Source organism: Caulobacter sp. DWR2-3-1b2, from assembly GCF_049896345.1.
GTDB lineage: Bacteria > Pseudomonadota > Alphaproteobacteria > Caulobacterales > Caulobacteraceae > Caulobacter.
Map to the genome: position 1 here is coordinate 403,062 of NZ_JAFCUC010000002.1, position 24,608 is coordinate 427,669.

Here is a 24,608-nt window from a genome sequence, read left to right on the forward strand (position 1 = left end):
TATGGTCCGGGAACGCGTCGCGGGTGAGGAAGGGTCAGGTTTGGGGCTGAACAGGATAGACACGGGCCTCGCCGCGACCGGACCGGCCGCGCAGCGCCCGGCGACCGCACGACCGCGCAAGATCTGGTTTCTGGTCACCCACTCCAACGCCGGGGGCGCCCAGGAAGTCGCCGCCAACCTGGCCGAGAGCTTCCAGGCGCGCGGCCATGAGGTTCGCCTGGTCGCCTTGTTTCCATCGGCAGGCGCGGTGCGCGCCGTTTCAGCGGAGACGCCCTGGTCCTACGTCGCACTGCGCAGACCCGGCTCCCCCTTCGGGCTGATCGGCCTTTTGCGGAGCCTCACGCGGCTCTTGTCGGACGGCGCGCCCGACGTGGTGTTCACCGCCCTGCCCGCCGCAAACGTGCTCACGCCGATCGCGGTCCGGCTCGCCGGCCTGTCGACCCAAGTGGTGACGACGCACCATTCGCCGGCCGAGACCCACAGTCCGCTGCTGAACCTTCTCGATGGTTTCACCGGTTCGCTGAAGGCGGTCACCGCCGTGGTCAGCGTGTCGCACACGGTCGGGCGATCGCACGACGGCAAACCGGCCGCCTATCTGGCCAAACGCCACACCATCACTAATGCGCTTCCGCCGCAAATCGAGCAGACGGCCGCGCGGCTCCGCGCAGGGCGGGGCAAGGACGGGGCCGGCCGGCGTCTGGTGGTCGCCACAGGCCGTCTGGCGGCGCAAAAAAACTATCCGACGCTGATCCGCGCCCTGTCGCATCTTCCCGCTACGCGCCTGCACATCATCGGCGACGGACCAGATGAGGGGGACCTCAAGGCGCTCGCCCGCACGCTCGGCGTTTCGGCGCGCGTCGACTTCCTGGGATTTCGACCGCGGCCCGAAGCGCTCGCCCTGCTGGCCCAAGGCGACGTCTTCGCCCAGCCCAGCCTGTACGAAGGTCACAGTCTCGGCCTCGTCGAAGCCGCCAGACTCGGCCTCCCCCTGGTGGTCTCGGACGCGCCGGTGCAAATCGAGGGGGTCACCGCGCCGGACGGGGAGGTTTGCGGTCTCGTCGTCGGGGTCCACGATGATGTCGCCCTCGCCGGCGCAATCGCCCGTCTCCTGGACGATCCTGACGTCTACCGGGACTACGTCGCCCGGGCGACGCGACTAGGCGAGACGACGGGCTGGGACACGATGCTTGCGGCCTATGAACGGCTGGCGCTCTGATGGGCTCAGCAGGAACGCCGAAGCTGACCGGCGGCCCGTTCCTTCGCGCCCGCGTGTCACCCGCGATGGCGGGACAATGATGCCGGCCTTGGCCTTGCCACGCCCGGTCCAGACGACCGGACAGCGGTCCGCCCGCTTGTGCGGCCTGGCGCTTGTCGTTCTGATGCTGCTCGTTTTCGTGGGGCTGAGTCCCCTCACGGCGCAGAAGGCCGTCAACTCGACCGGCGACGGAAATCTTCTCCGACAGGGCCTCTACATCCTGGTCTTCGGGTTCGTTCTGCTGGCCTCCCAGGCGCTGCAGTACCCGCAGCGCCTCCTGGCGCCGACGCTTTCGATCTGGCTGGTGCTGGCCTGGAGCTGCCTCAGCCTGAGCTGGTCGCTCGAACCGTCCATCGCGACACGGCGGCTACTGCTGACCTCGATCATCATCTGGACCGTGTTCGCGACCGTCGAGCGCGCCGGGTTCGAGCGCAGCATGAGAGCGTTCCAGATCACGCTGATCGGCGTCCTAGCGCTGAACTACGCCCTCGTCATCGCCTCCCCCGCGACCGCCATCCACCAGATCGCCGATGTGGTCGATCCCGGCCTTGTCGGCGACTGGCGCGGCGTGCTTCCCCAAAAGAATTTCGCCGGCGCCCTGTGCGCCCTCACCGTGATTTCGCTGGCGTTCTACGGCGGCTGGATCAACGTCGCCCTGCGCTGGGGCCTCATCCTGGCGGCCGCCTATTTCCTGTTTCGCTCGGGATCCAAGACCTCGCTGTCAGTTCTGGGCGTGGCTGTCGTCGTCGGCGGCGCCTACCTGGGCTACAATCCTAGATACCGGTCGCTGTTGATCCCTTTGGTGATCGGTCTGCTGAGCCTGCTGGTGCTGATCGGCCAGTTCTACTGGGGCGATCTGGTGCGATCGCTCACGACCGGCGAGGCCTTGACCGGACGCGCCGAAATCTGGTCCGTCGTCCTGCGCTACGCCGAGGATCACTGGCTGCGCGGCGCCGGGTTCGGCTCCTTCTGGAACATCGGCAGTGCGAGTCCCATTTTCACCTACACCCACGGCTGGGTCTCTGGACTGGGCAACGGCCACAACGGCTACCTTGATCTGCTCATCACCATCGGGGCGCCGGGACTGATCCTGGCCGTTATCGCGATGATTCTCGATCCTCTGGTCCGGCTTTTCGCCAGCCGCACTGTCATGATTCAACGCGGGTCGGTCATGATCGCCATGCTGGTGTTCTGCGCGGGCCACAATTTCAGCGAAAGCAGCCTTTTCGACCGGGACATGATCATGCAGCTAGTGTTCGTTTTCACAGTCGCCATGACCGTTTTGGCCACGCGCAAGCCCCTCCCCCCCGGACGGACAGAGCCGTTTTACTGGGCCTGGACGGCGCCCGGGCCCGCCGGTTCGCAATCGCCCGCCCCCGACACCCGCCATCGTCCCGGAATGAACGCCCAATGACCCTCGCCGACTCCAGAGAGCCCAGACAGGCGAGGCGTTTCCTCATTCCTGCGGTCATCTGCATTTTTGTGCTGGTGACGCTCGTCCTGGTGGCGCCGATCATGACCGCAGACGGCCCGGCCGGGGGCGGGGGCAATACGGCACGCCAGCTGGCCTATGCCCTCCTCTTCCTGAGCACGATCTGGATCGTGGGGGGATTCAAGAATCCGAGAAAGCTGCTGGCTCCTCCGCTGAGCATGATCCTGGCGGTCCTGTGGTGCTGGCTCAGCGTCACCTGGGCCATCGAGCCGTCGATCTCGATGAGGCGGCTGATCCTCACCACCCTGGTTTTCTGGACCATCTATCTACTGGTCGAGGAATGCGGCTACGCTCGCACGATAAAAGCCATCATGATCTGCCTGGCGGCCCTGCTGATCGTGAATTTCCTCGCCGTGGCGGTTTCGCCGCACACCGCGATCCACCAGCCGGGCGACGGGATGGACGATGGCCTGATCGGCGACTGGAAGGGCGTGCTGCCGCAGAAAAACTTCACCGGCGCAGTCTGCGCCCTGACGATTTTGATATTCGGATTTGGCCGCCAGAAGTTAAACCTTTTCTTGAGGATCGGCGTCATCGTCGCGTCGGCCGTCTTCCTGTTCAAGACCGAGTCGAAGACATCGATGGGTATGTTGCTGCTGGCCGCCGCCGTCGGTGGCGTCTATCTCGTCTTCAATCCTCGCCTGCGCTTCATCATGATCCCCGTGGTCGCCGCCGCCGGGGTCGCGGGCATGATTTATTCGATCACAGCCTGGGACGAGATGCTCGGGCCGTTCGCGCGCCGAGACGGCCTGACCGGCCGCGTCCAGATCTGGCCCTACCTCATCTCCTACGCCCAGGACCATCCGTTCGGCTCCGGCTACGGCTCCTTCTGGAACATCGGAGAAACCAGTCCGATCTTCGCCTATTCCAAAAACTGGGTGGCCGGGCTCAGCGCCGGCCACAACGGTTATCTCGACGTCCTGGTCCAGGTGGGCTGGGTCGGGCTTGTTCTGGTGGTCCTGGCGACCATTCTGATCCCCTTGTGGAAACTGCTCTCCAACGCCCAGGTCAGCCGACCCACCGGAGCGCTGCTGATTGCGCTTCTCACGTTCTGCATGGGTCACAACATCACCGAGACCAGCCTGTTCGAGCGGGACGTCATCGTCGGGGTGTTCCTGATCCTCGCCGCGGCCCTGACCAATGTCGTCACACGCAAGCCGGCGGCGCCGCGCAGCGGGTCGTCGGGGGCCGGGCGGCGTTCCCGGACGGCGAAATCAGCCCTCCCGGACGGCGAACGCCTGCAGGCTCCCGGCACGGGCCATGGGTGAGGACGGCCTGGCGGCCGACCTTCGCTCCGACGACAGCCTGCCCCGAAAAATGCTTCGCTACGCCCTAGCCGGGGTCGGCCCTATAGGCGTGGCCGGCGCCCAGTTCCTGATGTCCGTGCAGCTTCTGCACAGCCTGCCCCCGCTTGCCTTCGGCGCATTCTCCTTCCTTCTCGTGGCGAGCCAGTTCAGCACGGGCATATGGACCGCCCTGTTTTTCGCCCCGATGCCGATCCTGCTGTCGACAGCGGACACGGACCTGCGCGCGGCGCGTCAGCGCAGCCTCATGGCGGCGAATCTGGCGGGGGCGCTCGCCGCCGGCCCGGTGTTCGCCGCGGTCGCCTTTGTCTTCGACGTGCCGTGGCCCGCGGCCCTGGCCTTCGGCGCCTTCGGCGCCGCCAACCTGATGCGCTGGTTCGGTCGGGCATACGCCTACGCCTACGCCGCTGGCGCGGCCTGGCGCACCATGGCGTCGGACGTCCTGTTCGCCTTGGCGCTGCTCGCGGGGGTAGCGATCGCCCTGCTTCAGCCGTCCGTTTCTCTGGTCACGCCCTACTCGGCCCTGCTCGCGGCCGCGGTCCTCGGTCTCGCGCCCTTCGGCGGCGCCTTTCTGAGACGCCAGTTTCTCGAGATCGCCCCAAGGGACCTGCGGGGCTATGGCACGATCTGGCTCGGCCACGCCCGCTGGTCCTTGAGCGGCGTGCTCACGACCGAGGCGACCGGCAACGCCCACGCCTATATCGTGACCCTGCTGCGGGGCGCCAACGCCTTCGCCCCCCTGGCCGCAAGCGCTCTTCTGATGCGCCCCGTGAGCGTGGCCTCCAACGCGCTCACGGATTTTGAGCGGCCGCAGCTGGCGCGGCTGCTGGCCGCCGGACGTTTTCAAGAGGCCGACCGCGCCATTCTGTTCTTCCGGCTGATGCTGCTCATGGCCTGGGTCGGCACGGTCGGGCTGGCCGCCCTGCTGATGCGGTTTGCGCCGCAGGCGCTCTTTCCTCCTCAGTATGACCGTCCTCAATTGGCGCTGGGCGCCTGGTTGTGGCTGGCCGTCGCCTTCGTGCGGCTTCTGCGCACGCCCGAAAGCGTGCTGCTGCAGGCGAGCGGCCAGTTCCGGGCCCTCGCCCACGCCAGCCTGATTTCCTGCGGCGTGTCCGTCGCCGCCGTGACGGTGTTGCTTGTGACCGCAGGACCGGTCTGGTCGATCGTCGGCGTGCTGGCGGGCGAGATCGTCTTCGCTGTCTGGACCCGCCGCCAGAAGACGCAATGGATGGCGACCCAGCTGGCTCTGGGCTCTGGCCACAGCCTTCCGCCGCCCGCCCCGCGCTAGCCTTGTCAGGCCCCCGGAGGCGTTCCGACTTGGGGCTTTGGACCGTGGAGCGGCGCCAGGGCGGCGGTCATCGGCGTTTCGATAAGGCGATGAACGGTGAGGCCGACGCCGACGCCAGAGGCTGCGGCTACCACGGCGGGCCAGAGCGCAGGCAGGTTCAACCCTTCCGGAACGAATTTCCTGACGAGAACGTAGGTCAGACCGACGGCGAACATGTGGAACAGGTAGATGGCGTAACTGGCGTCTCCGAGGTAGGCCAGAACGGGCGGCGCCGCGCGCGTCCAGGCCTCGGGCGCCCGGGACAGGCAAAGGACAATGAGCGCGCATGTCCCCACCAGCCAGAACTCCGTCATCAGCCGGGTCTCGACGGCGACGTACATCACCGCCATCGCGCCCAGCGAGACCGCCGAGACGCCCAGTCCCGCCATGGCGAGGGGGACCGGAAGGGAGGGCGCGTCGGGACGGGCCAACACGGCGATCCAGACGCCCGCGACAAAGGCGATCATCACGATACGCGTATAGAACTGCGCCGGCGCCCATGGAAAGTCGAACACCAGACCGAGGCCGACCAAGGCGCCGAAAACGACCGTCAGAGCGACGGCCCGGCTCCAGGCCCCAAATGCGGCGAGACAGGCGAAGACGACATAGAAAAATATCTCGTAGTTCAGTGTCCAGCCGAGCTTGAGGAAGGGCGTGATTTGGCCTGACGATCCGGGTTCGTACATCGGCACGAACAACAGCGACGACACGATGTGCCGAAGGTCGATCACCGTGTCCTTGAAAGCCCACGGGATAGCCAGGGCCGCCAGCGCTGCGACGGCCGTGGCGACGTAGTAGAGGGGCGCCACCCGAAGAAGGCGGCGGCGCATGAACCGGACCGGATCGAACCCGCCCTGGCCGGTAGTGACCACCATGATGTAGCCGCTTATGACGAAGAACAGGGTCACGCCGAACCGTCCCCCCAGATGGGCCGCGCCGTGCGCCGCCGGAGAGGGATGAACAATCGCGTGCGTGACCACCACCATGACGGCCGCGATGGCCCGGGCCCATTGAAGGCCGATCAACTTCTTCATTCACGACCGGGGCGCGTGGAGCCCAGATAGGCGCGCAGCCTGTCGGTGAACGCCGGTGAGGCATGGGCGGTGATTCCGCTCGGTCGGCTCAGGTTCCTGAACTGCGACAACCGGTCGGTCAACGCGCCGACATCGGCGGCGACATGGACGCCCGGCGTGTCGGCGAAGCGGCGCGCGGTCGCGGCCTGGTGGCCGTTGCGATGTTCGCCACGGCCGAAATCCCGCGGCATCACGATAATGGGTTTGCCGTATTCCATCGCCGTCAGGATCGACCCCATGCCCGCGTGGCTGATGTGAAGGTCGGCGCGCTTCTGTAAATCCAGAAATGCGCCCTGATCGAGGAAGGCGAAGGCCTTGAGCGTATGCGGTCGATAGGTCGACGGGCCGATCTGGGCGATCACCTCGATCCTGGGATGGACGAGGGCCCAGTCGTCCACCGCCCGGACCAGACGATCAAAGGGCAGTTGGGTGCCGACCGACAGCAGGATCAAAGGACGGCACCGAAATAGTCTATTCCCTTGGCCGCATCGGCGAGATGCGCCCACTGGGTCAGTCGCAGATCGGCTTTGCCCTCCACCAACCGGGCGGAAAGCGAGACCTTCTCGGAGTTGGCGACGCTGTCGATCCAGACCGTGCGCGCGCCCAGAAGAATCTTGCCCAGCCACAAGGCGACGACGCCCGGCGCCGCCCCCGTCGTGACGATGATGTCCGGACGGAATCTGATCAGGACGACCATCATCTGCGCCATCATGGGCGGCAGGCGCCACGGACTGCTTTGGGACGCGTCCCAGACGACGGCCACCGCGCGCCGGCCCATCGGGGCCCTGCCCCCGGCAACCGTGGTCACGAATTTGACGTCCATGCCCTCGAAGGCCGGGACCAGCCTGGCCAGCTGCACCCAGTGTCCGCCGGCGGACGCCACAAGCAAGACGCGATCCGCCATCCCGTCCTTTCCAGTCGCCGCAGGGCGACGCTCCGTGAGGCCGGACCCTGCCGGACTGTGAAGATCATGGTTCATATCTGCCTATGTGTTGCTCACCAAGGCTATAGCGTGCGTGTGTTGAGAATGGATTTCGATGCCAAACGCGATTATTTTCCCGCCAGTCCGAAACATTCGGACGTCCGCCGGAACAGATAGGGCGAAGGCGTGCAATCCGAGGGTTGCCCATAGCGCCAACCGGAGCCCTTGAATCCCAGGTAGACCCGCCCGAAGACGTCCTTGTCGGCGTCCATGGACACCACCTGATCCAGGGTCCCGACGGGAAATTGTCCGATCCGGGTCCAGCTCCTGGCGTCATCAACGGATCTCCAGACGCCGTAGACCCCTTGCAGGCGTCCCGCGATATAGAGGGCCGGATAGGCCGCTCCCGGCGCCGCCTTGCCGAACGCCACGTCCTGGACCCCCGAGACGCCCGTCAAGACGGTCCAGTTCCGCCCGCCGTCCACGCTGCGCCGCAGACCGGTATCGACGCCGACGCCGTCCAGGCCCGTGGTGAAAAACAAATGACCGGCCTGACCCGGAACCGCGCGCAGCTTGGCGCTCCCGCGACTGTGGGGGGCGATTTCGCCCGTCCAGGCCCGGGTCCAGGTCGCTGCGCCGTCGCGCGTGACCCACAGACCGGCCAGGGCCGCGTTGGCCCCATCCCCCGAGTGATAAAGGTAGAACACCCCCGGGAGAACCCGGTCGGCGGCCACGGTTCTCCGGTTATCGTAGTAGTGGGCGTAGGAGCCTGTGAACGGCAGAACCTCTCCCGTCAGCGCCACCCGCGTCCAGCTCGCCCCGCGGTCGCGGGTGAAAAAGGGCGAACGGTTGTTAGCCGGCACCCAGACGATGTTGTTGACGTCGTTGGCCGAGACGGCGATCGCGCCATAGGACATGCGCCAGGGATCAGAAGCCTCGGTGCCGGGCGGTTGGGGAAGCCGCGCGAATTTCGACCAGGTTCTCCCGGCGTCGGTGCTGAAGCCCGCCAGCACCGAATCGCCGTCCTGCGCGCAGCATTTCAGCGTGTCGGAGGCGTTGGTGACGAGAAAGGACGGGTCGATCGCGCTCCAGTCGACCTGCTGGACGGCGATGAGCACCCGGGGTCGGGGGCCGTATCCGGTCGAGTATCGCCGCAGATCCTCCCTGCGGTGGACGCCGAAGTCCCAGGCGGCGAACAGCGGGGCCTGGCCGGGCGGCGCGACGACGTCATTGGCGACCAGTTCTTCGATGCCGCGGACCTGACTCGTCCAGACGGCCGTCCCACCAGCGTCCCCGACATCGGCGAAATACACGCCGCTGCCGGCGGCGTTCCAGAGCCGGTTCGGCACGACAGGATCGAACACGACGGCGCCGGTGGGGAAGTAGGCCTTGTCCACGACCTTGAGCCAGCCAGGCTCGTTGTCTCCGACGACCGCGCGGCTGGTCACGCGGGACCAATGCGCTCCCGCATCTGCGCTGTGGTAGCCGCGCCCCCCCTCGTCGAAGACATAGACTTCGCCGCTTACGGGATTGATGGCGACCGTCCCGAATCGCCTCGGCCGTATGCCGGGGTTCTGCGTCAGGTCGCTCCACTGACCCCCGGAGAACCGCCAGACCTTCTGGCCCTCCTCGTCGACGCCATAGAAGGCGCCGTTGGCGGAGAACGCGCCCTGGCGCAAGCGCAAGGGGCCCGCGGCCCGACCCCCGCCCGGGTCAGAGAACGACCGGCCCGCATCCAAAGACACCAACATTCGCGATCCCGAGGCCATCGCCCAGACCTGGCCGCCGTCCGGGGTGAACCAGACGATGATCCCGGGCGCCGCGCGGGCCGGCGGCGCGCCGGCCTTGCCGTGGGGGTTCGGGACGGAGGCGACCCGGGACCACCGCGTCCCGCCGTCGTCCGAACGCCAGAGCCCGTCGCCGGGGGTGCCGTAAATCACCAGATCGGGATTGTCGGGGTGCACGGCGACGTGGGGGCCGGAATGACGGAAGGGACTGTTGGCGTCGACCTCGCTGTGCGGCATGGCCGTCTTCACGAAACGGGCGCCGCCATCCTCGGACCGGAACAGGTCTCCGGCCATGGCGAGATAGATCCGGCGCGGGTCGGACGGCGCGACGACGACCTCGTAGACGCCCGTGTTCAAACGCATGGGCTCCCGATCGGCGAGCGGCATGCTGGCGGTGGTGACCAGATCGACCCAGCGGTCTTGGCGGGCGTCCCAGAGGTAGGCGCCGTAGACATCCGAACGGGCGACGCGCGTCGCGCCGGACAAGTCCACGCTGTACCCGGTCACGAACCCCCCGCCCCCGATGGCCACGGGCCGCCATTCGTAGGCGCCGGCGTCCCAAGCGCCGACCGCCGCCGCCCGGTCGGGCACCTTGGCCTCGCCCGCAGGATCCAGACCAATGGCGATGGCGGCACCGACCCCGGCCGACAGGACCGCAGCGCCCAAGCCAAAGGCGACGGCGCCGGACCTGAGCCGTCGCGACGTTAAAGCGGTCGAGCCTGATTGCCCATTATGCTGCGGCGCGGTATGAGATCGGTTAGCCATGATGCTCTTGATACGATCGGCTATTTCAGAACAGGAACTGTTTTCTAATGGTTCTTGGTCAAGCATCCGGCATGACATATGCAACAACACTTCCGAGGTGGGCCGTGCCCGCTGAAAATGACACACGCTGATCCTGCGACCGCCTGTTTCCGACGTGACGCCTTCCCCGCCTTGAGTTTTGCAATCCCGGCCCCGGCCAACGCCCTGATGACGGTTCAATGACAAATACCATCGACACCCAGACCGCAATCGACACCCGGTCCGGCGGCGGCGGCGAGCCGCTCGACATCCAGCGCCTGTTCTCGGTCTTCCGCCGGCGAATGAAGCTTTTCGCCGCCGTTGCGATCGTGGTCGCCCTCTGCGTGATGGTCGTCATGCTGCGTCAAACGCCGGCCTACACAGCCAGCGCTAGCGTCCAGATCAATACGCGCACGGCGCGGGTGGTCGAGTCCCAAGCGGTTCTGTCAAACCTGAACGCCGATACGAGCGTGGTGGACACCGAAGTCGAGGCGCTCAAGTCACCCGAACTCGTCGCCACCGTGGTCGACGCCCTCCATCTTGAACAGGATCCCGAGTTCAACGCCCGCCTGGCTCCGCCTGGAACGGTCCAGACCTTGAAACGGCTGGTGGGTCTCGGTCACGCCGACCCCGTTCCCAGCACGCCAGCCGAACGCGAAGCGGAGCGGCAGGCGGTCATCGATGCGGTCGGTATGGGGCTGAAGGTGCGGCGCGTCGGCCTGACCTATTCCATGAATATCAGCTTCACCTCCCAGAAGCCGGTGAACGCCGCGCGGATCGCCAACGCCTTCGCCGACCATTATCTTTCCGGCCAGCTCCAGCAGAAATTCGACGCAACACGGCAGGCCAACACCTTCCTGAACACCCGCCTCGAAGAACTTCGGCGTCAGGTGCAGGACGCGGACGCGGCGGTGTCGAACTATCGGGTCGCCAACAATCTTCTGAGCTCGCAAGGCACGACCCTGACGGAACAGGAAATTTCCGCCTACAACCAGCAGCTTGCGACAGTCAAGGCGCAGGAGGCCGAGGAACGGGCCCGTCTTCGCACTGCGCGGTCGCAACTGGCGGCGGGGTCCAACGGCGACGACGTCGGCGAGGCGCTCGACTCGACGGTGATCCAGCAGCTTCGGGCCCAGCGGGCCGGCATCAGCGGTCGTGTCGCCGAAATGACCAGCCGGTACGGCCCCCGCCACCCCGATATCATCCGGGCGCAGAGGGAGCTTTCAGACATCGACGGCCAGATTCAGGCCGAGATTCGCCGCATTGTCTCCAATCTGGAAGCGCGCGTGCAGGTCGCCAACGAGCGCACCGCCTCGGTCGCCGCGAGCCTGGGCAGCGCCCGGGGCACCCTGGCGGTTAACAGCACGGCGTCGGTCCGGCTGAAGGAGCTGGAAGGCAACGCCGAGTCCGTTCGGACGATCTATCAAAGTTATCTGGACCGGTTCAAGGAAACCGGCGCCCAGGAAGGCGCCGAACAGGCCGACGCCCGGATCGTCGCCCGCGCGTCCATTCCGACCGAGCCTAGCTCGCCCAATGTCATGCTCAACGTCGCCATCAGCCTCGTGTTGGGCATGGCCGCCGGCCTCGCCGCCGTCATCCTGGCGGAAATGATGGACGCCGGTCTGGCGACCTCGGAAGAGGTCGAACGCAAGCTGGGGCTGCCCGCGATCGGCTCGATCCCCCTGATGACCTCGGTAGCGGAAGGTTCCGACAAGAACGCCAACCCGATCGACTTCGTGCTGATGAAACCCCTGTCGGGCTTCGCCGAGGCGTTTCGATCGCTGCGGACGTCGATCACCTACTCGGTCAGCGGACAGGCCGGCAAAGTCGTGGTTCTGACCTCAGCCCTTCCGGCCGAAGGCAAAACCACGACGTCGATCGGCCTGGCCCGGGTTGCGGCCCAAGCTGGCAGTCGAGTCGTCCTGCTGGACTGCGACCTGCGTCGCCGGTCGGTCACGCGCGCGCTCGGCATCGCCGTCGACGACGGCCTGATCGAGCTTCTCCACGGTTCGACAACGCTTGAGCAGGCCTTGACCCTAGACCAGGCGTCCGGCTGCTATGTTCTGCCGCTAACCCATACGACCTCTTCGACGGAGGATATCTTCGGCTCCCCGGCCATGGACCAGCTGCTCAAACAGCTGCGGACCTCGTTTGACCTCGTTTTGCTCGACACCGCTCCCGTTCTGGCCCTGGCGGACACCCGGATCCTGGCGAACAAGGCCGACATGGTGGTGCTGCTCGCGCGGTGGCGCAAAACGCCGGCGCGGGCGATCAACAATGCCGTCAAGATGCTGCAGCAGTCCGGCGCCCACATCGCCGGGGTGGCGCTGACCCAGGTCGATATGAACGCCCAGTCCAAACACGGCTACGGCGACGCCGGCTACTACTACGAGGACTACAAGAAATATTACGCCACCTGATCCGGCTCCGATCCGTCCTCAGCGGCGGATCGGTCACCTGCGCGCGAGCGGGCCGCGTGTCCGCCGCAGTGGAACAGTGGTTGCCCGTCGCAGGTCCGGGCTGGTCCCTTCTCGCCTTGCTGCACTGCACACAAGTCGGTAATCATGGCGCGTCAGAGGGGTCTTGATATGGTTGGCGTAACACTGTTGCGGCCGAAGAGATTCGGCGACGCCCGGGGCTGGTTCACGGAAACCTATTCCGAAACAGCCGCCGCCGCCGCCGGGATCACGGATCGCTTCGTGCAGGATAACCAGTCCTTCTCGGCGTTCGAGGGCACGCTCCGCGGCATCCACTACCAGAAGCCTCCCCACGCCCAGGCCAAGCTGGTGCGCTGTGTTCGCGGGTCGATCATGGACTACGCCGTCGACCTGAGACGGGGGTCGCCGACCTACGGCCGACATGTCGCGGCCAAATTGACCGCCGAAAGCGGGGAGCAGCTTTACGTCCCAGTCGGCTTCGGCCACGCCTTCGTCACCCTTGGGCCCGATGTCGAGGTGGCCTATAAGGTGACCGATGTCTATGCTCCGGACTGTGACGGCGGGATCCTGTGGTCTTGCCCGACGATCGCCATTGACTGGCCCCTGCCTGCTTCCGGACCGGTCCTGTCGGACAAGGACAACCGTCTGCCCACCCTCGCCCAGTTCGACAGCCCGTTCGACTACGACGGCCGGCCGCTTGAGCCCTTCCCCGCGCTGTGAGGAAAACCAGCATGCGAATTCTTGTCACCGGCGGCGCCGGATTCATCGGCTCGGCCCTTGTTCGTCGCCTGATCGAACACACCGACCACGAAGTCCTGGTCTTCGACAAGCTGACCTACGCTGGCGTGCTGAGCTCGCTCGAACCGGTGGCCGCCAGCAATCGCTACAGCTTCGTCCAGGCCGACATCTGCGACGCCGATGCGGTTTCCAAAGCCTTGCATGCGTTCAAGCCCGACGTCGTCGCCCACCTCGCCGCCGAGAGCCATGTCGACCGTTCGATCGACGGGCCGGGCGAGTTCATCCAGACCAATATGGTGGGCACCTTCGTCATGCTGAACCAGACCCTCGGCTATTGGCGTGATCTGCCGGACGCCGACAAGGCCGCCTTCCGGTTCCACCATATCTCGACCGACGAGGTCTTCGGCTCCCTGGGCGAGGACGGCTTCTTCAGCGAGACAACCCCCTACGATCCGCGCTCGCCCTATTCGGCGTCCAAGGCCGGGTCGGACCATCTGGTTCGCGCCTGGGGCCACACCTACGGCCTGCCTGTTCTGGTGACCAACTGCTCCAACAACTACGGCCCCTATCATTTCCCCGAGAAACTGATCCCGCTGATTATCATCCGGGCGCTGAACGGCGAGCCCCTGCCGGTCTACGGCGACGGCTCCAATGTGCGTGACTGGCTGTTCGTCGACGACCACGCCCGCGCCCTGCAGGCGGTGTTCGAGACCGGCGCGCCCGGCGAGACCTACAACGTCGGCGGCAACGCCGAGAAACAGAACATCGAGGTGGTCACGACCATCTGCGCGATCCTGGATCGCCTGCGGCCCAAGGCCAACGGCCAGTACGCCGACCAGATCACCTATGTGACCGACCGTCCTGGCCACGATCAGCGCTACGCCATCGACGCATCGAAGATTCGCGCCGATCTGGACTGGACCCCGTCCGTGACCTTCGAACAGGGCATTGAACAGACTGTGGCCTGGTATCTGGGCAACCAGTCCTGGTGGCAGGACATCCTCGACGCTCGGTATTCGACCCAACGTCTGGGTGTCGCTGCGAATGGCTGACCCGGTCCACATTCTGATCACCGGCGGCGCCGGCCAAGTGGGGCGTGAGCTTCTGGCCGCCGCCTGGCCCGAAGGCGTGGTCCTCCACGCGCCGGCGCGAGCCGAGTTGGACCTGAGCGACCCCGCCTCGGTTAGGGCCGTCTTCGCCGCCCGGCCCTTCGCGGCCGTGATCAACTCCGGCGCGCACACCGCTGTCGACAAGGCCGAGACTGAGGTCGCCGCCGCCTTCGCCGCCAACGCCATGGGCCCCGCAGTCCTGGCCGACGCCACGCGCGAGGCGGGAATCCCCCTGATCCAGGTCTCGACCGACTATGTGTTCGACGGCTCCAAGGACGGGTTCTACCTCGAGACCGATCCGGTCGGGCCGCTGGGCGTCTACGGCGCCTCCAAGCTCGCCGGCGAACTGGCGGTGCGCAGCGGCAATCCCCGTTCGGTCGTGTTGCGCACGGCCTGGGTGTTGAGCATCCATCGCGCCAACTTCCTCAAGACCATGCTGCGGCTTGCGGTCGACCGACCTGCGCTGCGGGTCGTTGAGGATCAGGTCGGCTGTCCGACCTCGGCGCACGATATCGCCGACGTGCTCAAAACCCTTACCGTGGCGATGATCGCGAACGCCGACGCCCCTAGCGGCGTCTATCACTTCGTCAACGCCGGCGAGACGAGCTGGGCCGGGCTCGCGCGCGAGGTATTCGCGCTGAGCGCCGCAGTCGGCGGGCCATCGGCTTCGGTCGAGGGCATCGCCTCATGCGAATACCCGACCCCGGCGCGACGCCCGTCCAACTCGCGTTTGTCGACCGACAAACTGACGCGCGATTACAAGATTGCGCCCCGCCCCTGGCAGGCCGCGGTCGCCGAGATCGTCGCCGACCTACACGCCGAAAGGGCATCCGCATGAAGGGCATCATCCTGGCCGGAGGATCGGGCACGCGCCTGCATCCCATGACCCTGGTCACGTCCAAACAGCTGATGCCGGTCTACGACAAGCCGATGATCTACTATCCGCTGTCGACCCTGATGCTGGCCGGCATCCGCGAAGTGCTGATCATCTCGACGCCGCGCGACGTTCCCAGCTTCCAGGCCCTGCTGGGCGACGGTTCGCAGTGGGGGATGGAGATCCAGTACGCCGTCCAGCCCAGCCCCGACGGACTGGCCCAGGCCTACATCATTGGCGCGGAGTTCGTCGGCGGCAGCCCCTCGGCCCTGATCCTGGGCGACAACATCTACTACGGCCACGGCATCATCGACCTGTTCACCAGCGCCATGACGCGGACGCAAGGCGCCACCGTCTTCGCCTATCACGTGGCCGACCCCGAACGGTACGGCGTGGTCGAGTTCGACAAGTCAATGCGAGCACTGTCGATCGAGGAGAAGCCGGCCGATCCCAAGTCCAACTGGGCGGTGACGGGCCTTTATTTCTACGACAGCAGCGTGGTCGACATCGCCCGCGATCTGAAGCCCTCCCCGCGCGGCGAGCTCGAGATCACCGACGTCAACCGGATCTATCTGGAACAGGGCACTCTATCGGTTGAGATCATGGGCCGCGGCTACGCTTGGCTGGACACTGGAACACCTGACAGTCTGATCGAGGCCGCCGAGTTCGTGCGCGTACTCGAGAAGCGCCAGGGCTTCAAGATCGCCTGTCCCGAGGAGGTGGCTTTCAACAAGGGATTTATCGACGCCGACCAGCTCGAGGCGCTAGCCGCAAAGCTCGGCAAGTCGGACTATGGAAAATATCTACGCAACAGCGTCCTGGCCCAAGCAAGGACCGATTGATGTCTGCAGAGCGCTCGCTCTACATCCTTGGCACGCGCGGCGTGCCGGCGGCGCACGGCGGGTTCGAAACCTTCGCCCAGCGCTTCGCCCTGCACATGCGCGACAAGGGCTGGGCCGTCACCGTTTACTGTCAGGCCGACTCAGGTCCGGCGGGTGCGACGATCGACGACTGGCAGGGCATCCGGCGGGTCACGTTCGTGGCGGACGCTGGCGCCACCGGGACGATGAAATTCGACTGGGCCTGCACGATGCACGCCATGAAGGAACGAGGCGTGATGCTCGTTCTCGGCTACAACACCGCCCTGTTCAGCGCCCTGCTTCGCCTGACGGGCAATCCCCTTCTGATGAACATGGACGGCATCGAGTGGAAGCGCGCCAAATGGCCGTGGCACGGGCGCATCTGGCTCTATTTCAACGAGTGGATCGGAGCCCTGACCTCCAACACCTTGATAGCCGATCACCCGGAAATCGCTCGGCATCTGAAGCGTCGCCGGCGCGCCGCAGACATCGTGATGATACCCTACGGCGCCGATCTGATCACCGCGGCTCCGACCGAGCCGGTCGTGGCGCGTGGCCTCGAGCCCGGTCGGTACGTGATCTCGATTGGACGGATCGAGCCCGAAAACAACATCCTGCCGATGATCGAAGCCTTTGCCAGCAAGCCGCGCGATCTCAGCTTCATCTGCCTGGGCAAGCTGGAGCCCGGCAAGAATGCCTACCATGACGCGGTAATCGCCGCCGGCGCGGGTCGGGTAATCTTTCCCGGCGCCATCTACGACCCATCCGTGGTTCAGGCCCTGCGGTTCCACGCCGCCGCCTATTGCCACGGTCACAGCGTCGGCGGCACCAATCCCTCGCTCGTCGAGGCGATGGGCGCCGGTAACGCCATCATCGCCCACGACAATCCCTATAATCGATGGGTCGCGGGCGACGGGCAGTGGTACTTTGCCGACGAGACGATGTGTGGCGCCGCCTTCGACGAGGTGGATAAGGGCGGACAACCGCTGATGCTGGCTCGCCAGGCCATTTTGCGTAGATATGAAGAAAACTTCCTCTGGCCGGAAATTCTGGCGGAATACGAAACGGCCTGCGCATCGGCAGCGGACGCTATGCAATGACCCGCGCTCCACCTGTCGTGAACGTCCTCCACGTAACTAACGCCTATCCCTATCCGGAAGTGCCGGAATACGGAATCTTCGTCAAAGAACAGATCGAATCCGTCGCCGCCGCCGGCGTTGCCACCAATCTGGTCTTCATCAACGGCCGTCTTGAGGGCAAGAGCGCTTATCTGAAGGCGATCAAGGCGATCCGCGCCAAAGCGCGCCACGCCGATGTCATCCACTGCCACCACCTGTATTCAGGGCTGGCGACCTATCTGGCCTTTACGGGCAAGCCGATTGTTCTGTCGTTCCTGAATGACTGGCTACACGAGATGGACGGCGTCAACAGCACAGTCGCCAGGAAGGCTCTGTGCAATCTTGGCGTGATCCTCGCTCAGCGCGTTATCTTCAAAAGTCCCATCCCGCCGCAGTTCGTCGGCAACGACAAGTTCGTCAATCTGCCCAACGGTGCGGACGCTAAGCGTTTTTATATCACCGACCAAGCCCCGGCCCGCGTACGTTTGGGACTGGATGATGACGCCTTCTATCTGCTGTTCGTGAGCTCAAAGGACCAATACCGGACGCAGAAACGTTATGACCGTTTCAGGGCCTGTATCGACCGCCTGCAGGCGGCCCACCCGGAGCGCGACGTCCGCGAGCTGATCCTGGTCAACCAACCTCGCGAACGGGTGCTGGACTTCTTCAACGCCGCCGACGTCCACCTGATGACATCCGATTTCGAAGGCTCTCCGAACTCGGTCAAGGAGGCCCTCTGTTGCGGGATTCCCGTCGTGACCACCGATGTGGGCAATGTGCGCGACATGCTGGACGGCGTGCCGTACGCCTTTGTCTCGAACGCCACGGAGGAAGCGGAGCTGGTAGGGCTGGTCGAACGATTGTTCGAAACCCCTGTGGACCGCCCCGCCATCCGGGATGGCTTCCTAAGCAAGGGCATCAGTAAGGAAGTGGTCTTGGCGCGCTTGATCGATATCTACAAAGCGCTGTCCGCGAGAAAAGCATGATCTCGCCAAAGGGGCGCAAATTGTCATTTATAGATATCCTGAAAGCGGATCTGAGGGCGAACCTGAAGCCTCAAAGTCTTGTTGGGTTTCTCAACGGGTTTGTGTTTTCCCCCGGCTTTCGGGTAGTTTTCTTCTATCGTTGCAGTGTCAACCTTGAGAAAGCAGGTCGCATAAGTCACGTCTTGGGCAAGATGATTTGGCGCCTGAATGTTGCGCAAAGCGGTTGCTACCTTTCACCACTTTCCGTGATCAAAGAAGGTCTGTTTTTGCCTCATCCAACGGGAGTAGTCGTTGGCGAAGGCGTGGTGATCGGTTCAGATGTTACGATTTATCAGCACGTTACGCTGGGCCGTTCGCATCGAGACACCCCTTCCTACCCAAAAGTGGGGAATGGAGCGGTCATCTATGCAGGCGCGGTTATCGTAGGCGACATAAGGATCGGTGATGAAGCGGTGATTGGCGCAAATGCCGTCGTGCGGACAAACGTGCCGGAACATGCGCGCGCTGTCGGCAATCCCGCCAGAATTTTGAGCTGAAACGGTCGGTTTATTGACCGTGCGCCGTGAGTTTTCCCCGCCGACCGGCCAGAGACTTTATTTGTTCGTTCAGTCGGCCGGTCACCGGCTTTTCAAATAAAATGTAAACAATAGCTGCGGCGCCAACCGACGCTAATACGCCGGTAGCGCTGCTGACGGCAAACCAACCTGCCCCGGTCTGAGACGGCGGCAGCAGGCGATTCATGACCTCCGGCACGATTGGACCGATCATCGGATGGACGAGGTACAAAGAATAGGACGCGGCGCCAAGGAACAGCACCGGCGTAGGGACGAATTTCCCAAGCCGATCTTCGAGACCCGCCGACGACCAGATGATCAGCGCGCTCAGGATGCCCACTGCCAGGCTTGCCCTGCCCGTATCGACGCCGACTCCTTCCAAGAACCGGGTGACGCCGCCTTGCGGCGCAAAAAGAAGGATCAAGCTGAGAAGCAAGACGCAGATCATAACGGTCGGATCGGCTTTCCGACCAGAAATAACAATTTTAGCGACAACCATGCCAAACACGAAATCCAGCACGATGCCATCGGCAAGAAAGTATGCCAGCACCGGCCACTGATCAGTTTTGAATAGGGAAGCAATCGCAAAACTAAGCATGACTAGAGTTGATACAATAAATGGGTCGCGTCGTATCAAAAGTGCGATCGAGAACACAATATAGAACAACATCTCGTAGACGAGCGTCCAACCTACACCAAGAAGTGGCTTTATTTCTCCATCTAGATTTAAGCTCGGTATGAATAAGTAAGACTTTAATATATATGGAATATCAAGCTCGGCGTGAAGAACATAGTTCGCTGCAACGATAAGGGCGACAACCTTAACCGTGGTTATAACCCAATAGAGCGGCGCTATTCGCGCCATGCGCCTTAAAATGAAGGTCAGCCATTCGTTGTTTTTACTGGATCGTCTCTGGGTGGAGATGATCATTACAAAGCCGCTGATTACAAAAAACAACGCAACGCCCCTCGATCCCTCCGAGTATATGTTAAAATCGTTGTTCAAACGCTCCGATGTATAAAAAGTGCAATGGCAAGCAACGACAGTTATGGCCGCGATCATTCTTTGAAGCTGAATGATGTTGAATTTTGATGGAGAGGAAGCAGTGGCGCTGACGCTCAAAACAATCTCCTTAGCCGAGTTTACAAAAACTACTCGCTCAGGCGCTTTTGTTAGACTTTTAATATGGGTAGAATGTCCTCAAATTGTGTTCCCCCGGTATCAAATCCAGAACTGCTCAAGACGTTAATCCGTCCGTTCCTGCTGATTGTCCAGGTGGCGAATGCGGCGTTTTCTGGCGATGAAAGTGCGTGCGCTATAGCCAAATCCTAGGGCGGCCGCAAATAGAAGCAACTCGTTAGTGAATGGTGCTGACGCGGAAGATATAATCAGTATGGCGACAACTATAGAAAGGGAAAGTCTCCTATAATAGACTGTGGATGAGTTGTGAGAGAATTTGGGCGAGTTCAGCCTCCGGACTAGGACGGCCATGAACGTGACGTAGGCTGCAAAACCAATCCATCCGGCCTCGCCGATGATTTTGGGCCAGAACACGTCCTGAAGAAAATTACTGTATTCGGGACTTCCGCCGTACAATTTGTATATGTTGTACCTGTAATAGACGTCGCTGTAACCGTACTGGTAGGACGGAGCGCTTCCAAATGTGCCGCCGCCAGACCCAAGGGGGAAATTCTCATTGGCTATAGCTGGAGCGACCTCCGTCATTGCGCCGCGTACCGTAGGGATCGCACTTTCACCGACAAACATTCCAGCGTGCCCGAGAATCGCGTCGCCGATGTTGGTGCTGTAGAGAACGACCGCGGCCCCTCCCACGATGCACAGGGCGAGAACCGCTTTCCCCAGACGACCGCCATGGGCGCTGCCTGCGATGATCACCACGCCGATTAGGAAGGCGGCGATCTCCTTCACCGACAAGGTTATGAGCAGGGTGGCGCCAAAGGCGAGCGCCAGCCAAAGGAATAGTTGTTGCCGACGTTCCTGGAACAAGGTGAATGCGCCAAGGCCCGCGAGACAATAGAGCCATGCAGCTTCGGTGTGGTGGTGTAGCAACGCGCGCGGTTGCGGGAAGCCGCCCTTGATGGTCAGGTGCGCGCCGTAAATGTCGGAGCCCCGAGCCAAATCGAGAAATACGAAGGGCAGATTGATCACGGCGAAGACGGCTAGGGTGTAGACGGCGACCCGAATGATCTTTTCGGGTTCGGGGCTTCGGGCAATCAAAAAAGCCAGTGCAAAAGTGAAGATCGCAATCTTTGCGTCGAGCACGGCAGCGACAAGCGCGGCGCGCGGTTGAGGCACGCCGCCATACTGGCTCAGATAGCCCCCGAGGATCAACACGATCAAATAGACGAGGAAGAGAAGGCCAGGGATACGACCGGGCCGCGACACGGCGAACATCAAGGCCAAAGGCAGAATGGCGAGAGCAGTAAGCTCGTCCAGCAGCGTAGACTTGTATGACGTTTGAACCAAAAGAGCGATGTAATGCGCCGCGATATAACCAGCACACAGGATCTGTGCAACTGTCTGCCAGCGAATCGAGAGGCCGGACGGACGCGGGCCCTGTGTCCCGACGTGTCGATCAATCTGCGGGAGATGTTGGTTGTTCGTCGCTGTCATCATCGGTTCTCGGGTCTAAGGGGGCGCCGCAACACACTGGAAGCCAGCGACCGACTTATCGTTTGGAGCCCGCAACCATCCAACAGAAACAGAACCATAAGATAGGAGCCTCCACAAAGGGCCGTTTTTAGCGCTAGGCCCACCAAGGACGACTCTGTTGGCACAAGAGAGACAGCCATCATGACCAAACACCCTGCCACGATGGCAGCGAGATCGCGCAAGGGCCAGACTGGCCGGATGGCTCTGATCAACAGGACGCTCGAAACCACCAAGGCTGCGGCCGCGCTGGCCACATAGATGCCGACCACACCTACGAGGTTGATTTTAAATGCCGTAGTCGCGACCAGAGTCGTTACACCCAGCACTCCGATATTGATCAATGCGCCAGTGAGAACCAATTTGGATCGGCCATGAGCGTAGAAAAAGGGATCTACGACGTAAATTCGCACGCAAATCAGAAATGAAGCTAAGGTCAGCGGCATGACCCAAGCCAGATACTCGATCCGAAATGTCGATGGCACCAAGACGGCCGCCATTTGCTCCTGAACGGCGACAAAGCCTATGAAGGCTGGTGCCAACACCCCGAACGCTGCGGAGATGTGGATGCGTCCTTGGGCAACAAAACTCTCATGCGTCTCGAATTCTACAGCCCTGTTCAACTTCTGAACCAGAATAAGTGACGCCACCATGCCAATGGCCGAGAGCCCTTTTTGTGAGAGGTCGAGCGCCAGCAGAAAGCCACCGACCGACGCCTTTCCCACGCTGACCACGGCGGCGGACCGGACGATGTTCGGAGCCAAAATCGCCACGATGGACGCCGCCGCGCCGGTCAAACCGAAGGCGAGCAGGAACTTTAGTTGATCCGGGGCTATCCGGCCAAAGGGATTGCCCCAAGGCTGTCGTAAGCTGGTGACCACGGTCGCAGCGGCATAAGATCCGGCAAGGGCCAGAGTGGCCAAGATCCCGTCGCGTGTCACCAGGGCCACAGCCGCGAACATGGCCAGGCTGAGGATCGCGCGGCTGAGCAAGGAGACCGTGAATCGGCTATCGTCGCCAGCAGCGCGGGCGAAGGCCTGTCGCGCATCGAATACGCCCTGGGCCGCTGCATAGAGGGCGATGATCGCTCCCAGTTTGAACGGCGTCGAGGCTGCAGGCAGGCACAGGATCAGCGCGCCCCCCGTCGCCAGCACCATGACGGCGACGGCGTAGAAGACGACCAATGTCCGCCGCCGCCGATCGGCTAGATCATTGTCGCGGCCGTAGGCGTATCGGAGGCCGGCCTGACGGCTCCATTCGAATAGAAGGGTCGCCGCCAGCTGTCCGTAGCCGAACAGCAGGCTGAACTCGACATATTCCGAACTCGGCAGGAAGTGGGGAGCCAGCAGGCTGAGGATCAGGCCGGCGGCAGTGGCCAGCAACGCCGCCGCAGGCATGGCGATCTTGATCAGCCGCCCGCCGCGCCGCTGGCCGGCCGTCCCGACCTCGGTCATTTCCCGTGGGACTCGCGCCACGACGCCACGAACGGGTTTATGAAGTATTTTGTTTCTAAATCGCATCAAACATCGCGGCGTCCGCTTCCAAAGGGTTCGTGGAATCCGAAATCATGTTCGGATGAACACGCGGTGTCAGATCTCAGTCTCGATTTATAGGAGAACTATATCGCATAGCTGAATAAGGCCGGGTTTTGCGTAAGCATTTCACCCGCATCGATCACGACTCCAGGCTCGCGTCCTCATGATCAATCTGGATCGTATTGGAAACTGCCCACGCCAACGCGATAAGCGGCGTGTCCGTGATCGTCCGTGTGGCCGTGCTGCCCCCGCGTCGAACCCGGTCACGCTGCGAATCTCCGACGCCCACCCGAGCTCCACTCTCGAAGAGTTACCGTCCGCGCACCACAGCGCCTGACCCTCGCGTCCCTGGGCGGTTCTGATCGGCACGCGGAATACAGGCCCAGCCCGGTCCAAGGCGCCGATCGCCCCGCCCGCCAGCAGCCCGGACAGGTAGGTGAGCGCCGCACCGGGAGGCAAAACCTTGTTATTGCTGTTGAAGTCTAGGAGTCTTATGGCGCTGAACTTCTTGTCCGCCGCGTAGAAATATTGCCGCTGCAGAGCCTGGGCTTGGCACTGGTCCATGACGCGAAACGGCTCGAAAACATTGCTGCCCGATCGCCAGTCCACGAACCCCCCTGCTCTCGGAGCCCCCGGAACTCCCCCCCAGCCAAATTCCGTCGACCACATCGGGAGGTGTCCGAACCCTTCCGCGACAATGATCTCGCGCAAGCCCCGGACGAGTTCATAGATGGCCTCAGGCTGCCGGGGCATGACGTAGGTGTGCACGGAGACCACGTCGATCGATCGAGGATTCGCCTTGAACAGCACGCGAAGATAGGCCCGGAGATAGCTCCCCCGATCACCAAAGGATTGAGGACAGGCGCTCAGAACCTTGACCCCCGGCCGAACAGAGCGCGCTGCGGCTGATTGGGCTAATGTGAGATCAACGAGATCTTGAATACTGCCCGTGTAGAAATGTCTGTTCTCGGGCTCGTTCCAGCATTCGACCGCGGTGATTTGCGGGTATCGCTCAAGCAGCGCGGTCACGAAGTTCGCGGCGTCCGCGATAATACGGGGCGGGGCCGGTCGGGTCCATCCCGAGGTCTCCATCTCCCCCGACGCCCAGTTCGGCGTTTGGCCAAGGCAGTAGATGATGTCGTCATAACCGACGGTCCAAATCCGCATTTCGGCATTGAGACGAGACCAGTCATACCGCCCCCTCGACGACTCAATTCGCCACCAGGGCACGCCGCAGTCCCAGATGCGAAGAGACCGGCAGCCGAAGGTGTGACGCGGCGTGTTCAAGGGCGTCGTACCGTCCTGATCCCACCCCGTGACACCGACCAGATGCATGCCGAATGCATGCGGATCGATCCCCTTATCCGGCGTCGCGTCCGCTTCCTGGGCACCGCCGGAGCGCCCGGATTGCTGCGGCAGAAAGAGCCCCGCCGCCGCTGATCCCGAAGCAATGGCAAACGCCGCCAATCCAGTGGCTCTCCGGGACATGTGTATCAAGGAACGACCCTTAAACGCTGGTTTTTGAATATTATACTTTCGAAACGGCAAGCCGGTCGTCGTCTATACGCGTGGCGCGATCTCGGTCCTCACCACCGGTAAGTATTATCAGTGCCTAATGGAGTTTCTACCCGGTCTTTTCGTTCTCGTCTTGCTCGATCGCACGAATGATTTTTGACGAACGGCAGACGACGGTCGATCGAACCTAAGGCCGTAGCGGCGTTGCATCATGACCGTGCAGGGATTAAGCCTTCCTGGCCGCCGCCTCACTTTTGGATGTGAACG

General features: G+C 63.2%; 20 protein-coding genes. 12 read left to right on the forward strand and 8 right to left on the reverse strand.

Going from position 1 to position 24,608, the window contains the following annotated elements; all coding sequences use genetic code 11:
- The first annotated feature begins 1 nt into the window (after position 1).
- From ACP694_RS08190 to ACP694_RS08205, 4 genes are all read left to right on the forward strand, one after another.
- Positions 2–1,216, forward strand: coding sequence for a glycosyltransferase (locus ACP694_RS08190; protein ID WP_426011636.1), 1,215 nt, complete (start codon positions 2–4; stop codon positions 1,214–1,216).
- 76 nt (positions 1,217–1,292) lie between these two features.
- Positions 1,293–2,669, forward strand: coding sequence for an O-antigen ligase family protein (locus ACP694_RS08195; protein WP_426011637.1), 1,377 nt, complete (start codon positions 1,293–1,295; stop codon positions 2,667–2,669).
- The gene (locus ACP694_RS08200) at positions 2,666–4,015 is read left to right on the forward strand and encodes an O-antigen ligase family protein (protein WP_426011638.1); all 1,350 of its coding nucleotides are present in this window, start codon (positions 2,666–2,668) and stop codon (positions 4,013–4,015) included. Before ACP694_RS08195 ends, ACP694_RS08200 begins: the two co-directional genes overlap by 4 nt.
- The gene (locus ACP694_RS08205) at positions 4,008–5,339 is read left to right on the forward strand and encodes a hypothetical protein (protein WP_426011639.1); all 1,332 of its coding nucleotides are present in this window, start codon (positions 4,008–4,010) and stop codon (positions 5,337–5,339) included. Before ACP694_RS08200 ends, ACP694_RS08205 begins: the two co-directional genes overlap by 8 nt.
- A gap of 5 nt (positions 5,340–5,344) precedes the next feature.
- Here ACP694_RS08205 and ACP694_RS08210 read toward each other — a convergent pair whose 3' ends face one another.
- The 4 genes from ACP694_RS08210 to ACP694_RS08225 form a co-directional block, all read right to left on the reverse strand.
- Positions 5,345–6,412, reverse strand: coding sequence for an acyltransferase family protein (locus ACP694_RS08210; protein ID WP_426011640.1), 1,068 nt, complete (start codon positions 6,410–6,412; stop codon positions 5,345–5,347).
- A complete protein-coding gene (locus ACP694_RS08215) occupies positions 6,409–6,903 on the reverse strand; it encodes a glycosyltransferase (protein WP_426011641.1) in 495 nt (164 codons plus the stop codon). Before ACP694_RS08215 ends, ACP694_RS08210 begins: the two co-directional genes overlap by 4 nt.
- Positions 6,900–7,355, reverse strand: a complete 456-nt coding sequence (locus tag ACP694_RS08220) for a glucuronosyltransferase (RefSeq protein WP_426011642.1) — start codon at positions 7,353–7,355, stop codon at positions 6,900–6,902. The genes ACP694_RS08215 and ACP694_RS08220 overlap by 4 nt, the downstream gene beginning before the upstream one ends.
- Positions 7,356–7,501: 146 nt before the next feature.
- Entirely contained in the window at positions 7,502–9,826 is a 2,325-nt protein-coding gene (locus ACP694_RS08225; RefSeq protein WP_426011643.1) for a WD40/YVTN/BNR-like repeat-containing protein, read from the reverse strand.
- Positions 9,827–10,143: 317 nt separating this feature from the next.
- On the opposite strand from ACP694_RS08225, the gene ACP694_RS08230 reads away from it, so the two are divergent.
- From ACP694_RS08230 to ACP694_RS08265, 8 genes are all read left to right on the forward strand, one after another.
- Positions 10,144–12,363, forward strand: a complete 2,220-nt coding sequence (locus ACP694_RS08230; RefSeq protein ID WP_426011644.1) for a GumC family protein — start codon at positions 10,144–10,146, stop codon at positions 12,361–12,363.
- Positions 12,364–12,531: 168 nt separating this feature from the next.
- Positions 12,532–13,101, forward strand: a complete 570-nt coding sequence (gene rfbC, locus ACP694_RS08235; RefSeq protein ID WP_426011645.1) for a dTDP-4-dehydrorhamnose 3,5-epimerase — start codon at positions 12,532–12,534, stop codon at positions 13,099–13,101.
- Between the two features lie 11 nt (positions 13,102–13,112).
- The gene (gene rfbB / locus ACP694_RS08240; RefSeq protein WP_426011646.1) at positions 13,113–14,171 is read left to right on the forward strand and encodes a dTDP-glucose 4,6-dehydratase; all 1,059 of its coding nucleotides are present in this window, start codon (positions 13,113–13,115) and stop codon (positions 14,169–14,171) included.
- On the forward strand, positions 14,164–15,066 hold the full coding sequence (gene rfbD / locus ACP694_RS08245; RefSeq protein WP_426011647.1) for a dTDP-4-dehydrorhamnose reductase: 903 nt from the start codon (positions 14,164–14,166) through the stop codon (positions 15,064–15,066). The genes rfbB and rfbD overlap by 8 nt, the downstream gene beginning before the upstream one ends.
- Positions 15,063–15,944, forward strand: coding sequence for a glucose-1-phosphate thymidylyltransferase RfbA (gene rfbA / locus ACP694_RS08250; protein WP_426011648.1), 882 nt, complete (start codon positions 15,063–15,065; stop codon positions 15,942–15,944). Before rfbD ends, rfbA begins: the two co-directional genes overlap by 4 nt.
- Positions 15,944–17,062, forward strand: a complete 1,119-nt coding sequence (locus ACP694_RS08255; RefSeq protein WP_426011649.1) for a DUF1972 domain-containing protein — start codon at positions 15,944–15,946, stop codon at positions 17,060–17,062. Before rfbA ends, ACP694_RS08255 begins: the two co-directional genes overlap by 1 nt.
- Positions 17,059–18,066: a glycosyltransferase gene (locus ACP694_RS08260; RefSeq protein ID WP_426011650.1), complete on the forward strand. Its 1,008-nt coding sequence runs from the start codon at positions 17,059–17,061 to the stop codon at positions 18,064–18,066. The genes ACP694_RS08255 and ACP694_RS08260 overlap by 4 nt, the downstream gene beginning before the upstream one ends.
- Positions 18,063–18,602 carry a serine O-acetyltransferase gene (locus ACP694_RS08265; RefSeq protein ID WP_426011651.1) on the forward strand — a complete coding sequence of 180 codons (540 nt, stop codon included), beginning with the start codon at positions 18,063–18,065 and terminating at the stop codon, positions 18,600–18,602. The genes ACP694_RS08260 and ACP694_RS08265 overlap by 4 nt, the downstream gene beginning before the upstream one ends.
- A 10-nt stretch (positions 18,603–18,612) precedes the next feature.
- On the opposite strand, the gene ACP694_RS08270 is transcribed toward ACP694_RS08265, so the two are convergent.
- The 4 genes from ACP694_RS08270 to ACP694_RS08285 all read right to left on the reverse strand — a co-directional run bounded on the left by ACP694_RS08270 (position 18,613) and on the right by ACP694_RS08285 (position 24,293).
- Positions 18,613–19,743, reverse strand: coding sequence for an acyltransferase family protein (locus ACP694_RS08270; RefSeq protein WP_426011652.1), 1,131 nt, complete (start codon positions 19,741–19,743; stop codon positions 18,613–18,615).
- 123 nt (positions 19,744–19,866) lie between these two features.
- Positions 19,867–21,258 (reverse strand): hypothetical protein, encoded by a 1,392-nt coding sequence (locus tag ACP694_RS08275; protein ID WP_426011653.1) that lies wholly within the window; start codon positions 21,256–21,258, stop codon positions 19,867–19,869.
- Positions 21,255–22,745: a hypothetical protein gene (locus ACP694_RS08280; RefSeq protein ID WP_426011654.1), complete on the reverse strand. Its 1,491-nt coding sequence runs from the start codon at positions 22,743–22,745 to the stop codon at positions 21,255–21,257. Before ACP694_RS08280 ends, ACP694_RS08275 begins: the two co-directional genes overlap by 4 nt.
- A 207-nt stretch (positions 22,746–22,952) precedes the next feature.
- Entirely contained in the window at positions 22,953–24,293 is a 1,341-nt protein-coding gene (locus ACP694_RS08285) for a hypothetical protein (protein WP_426011655.1), read from the reverse strand.
- Between the last annotated feature and the right edge of the window lie 315 nt (positions 24,294–24,608).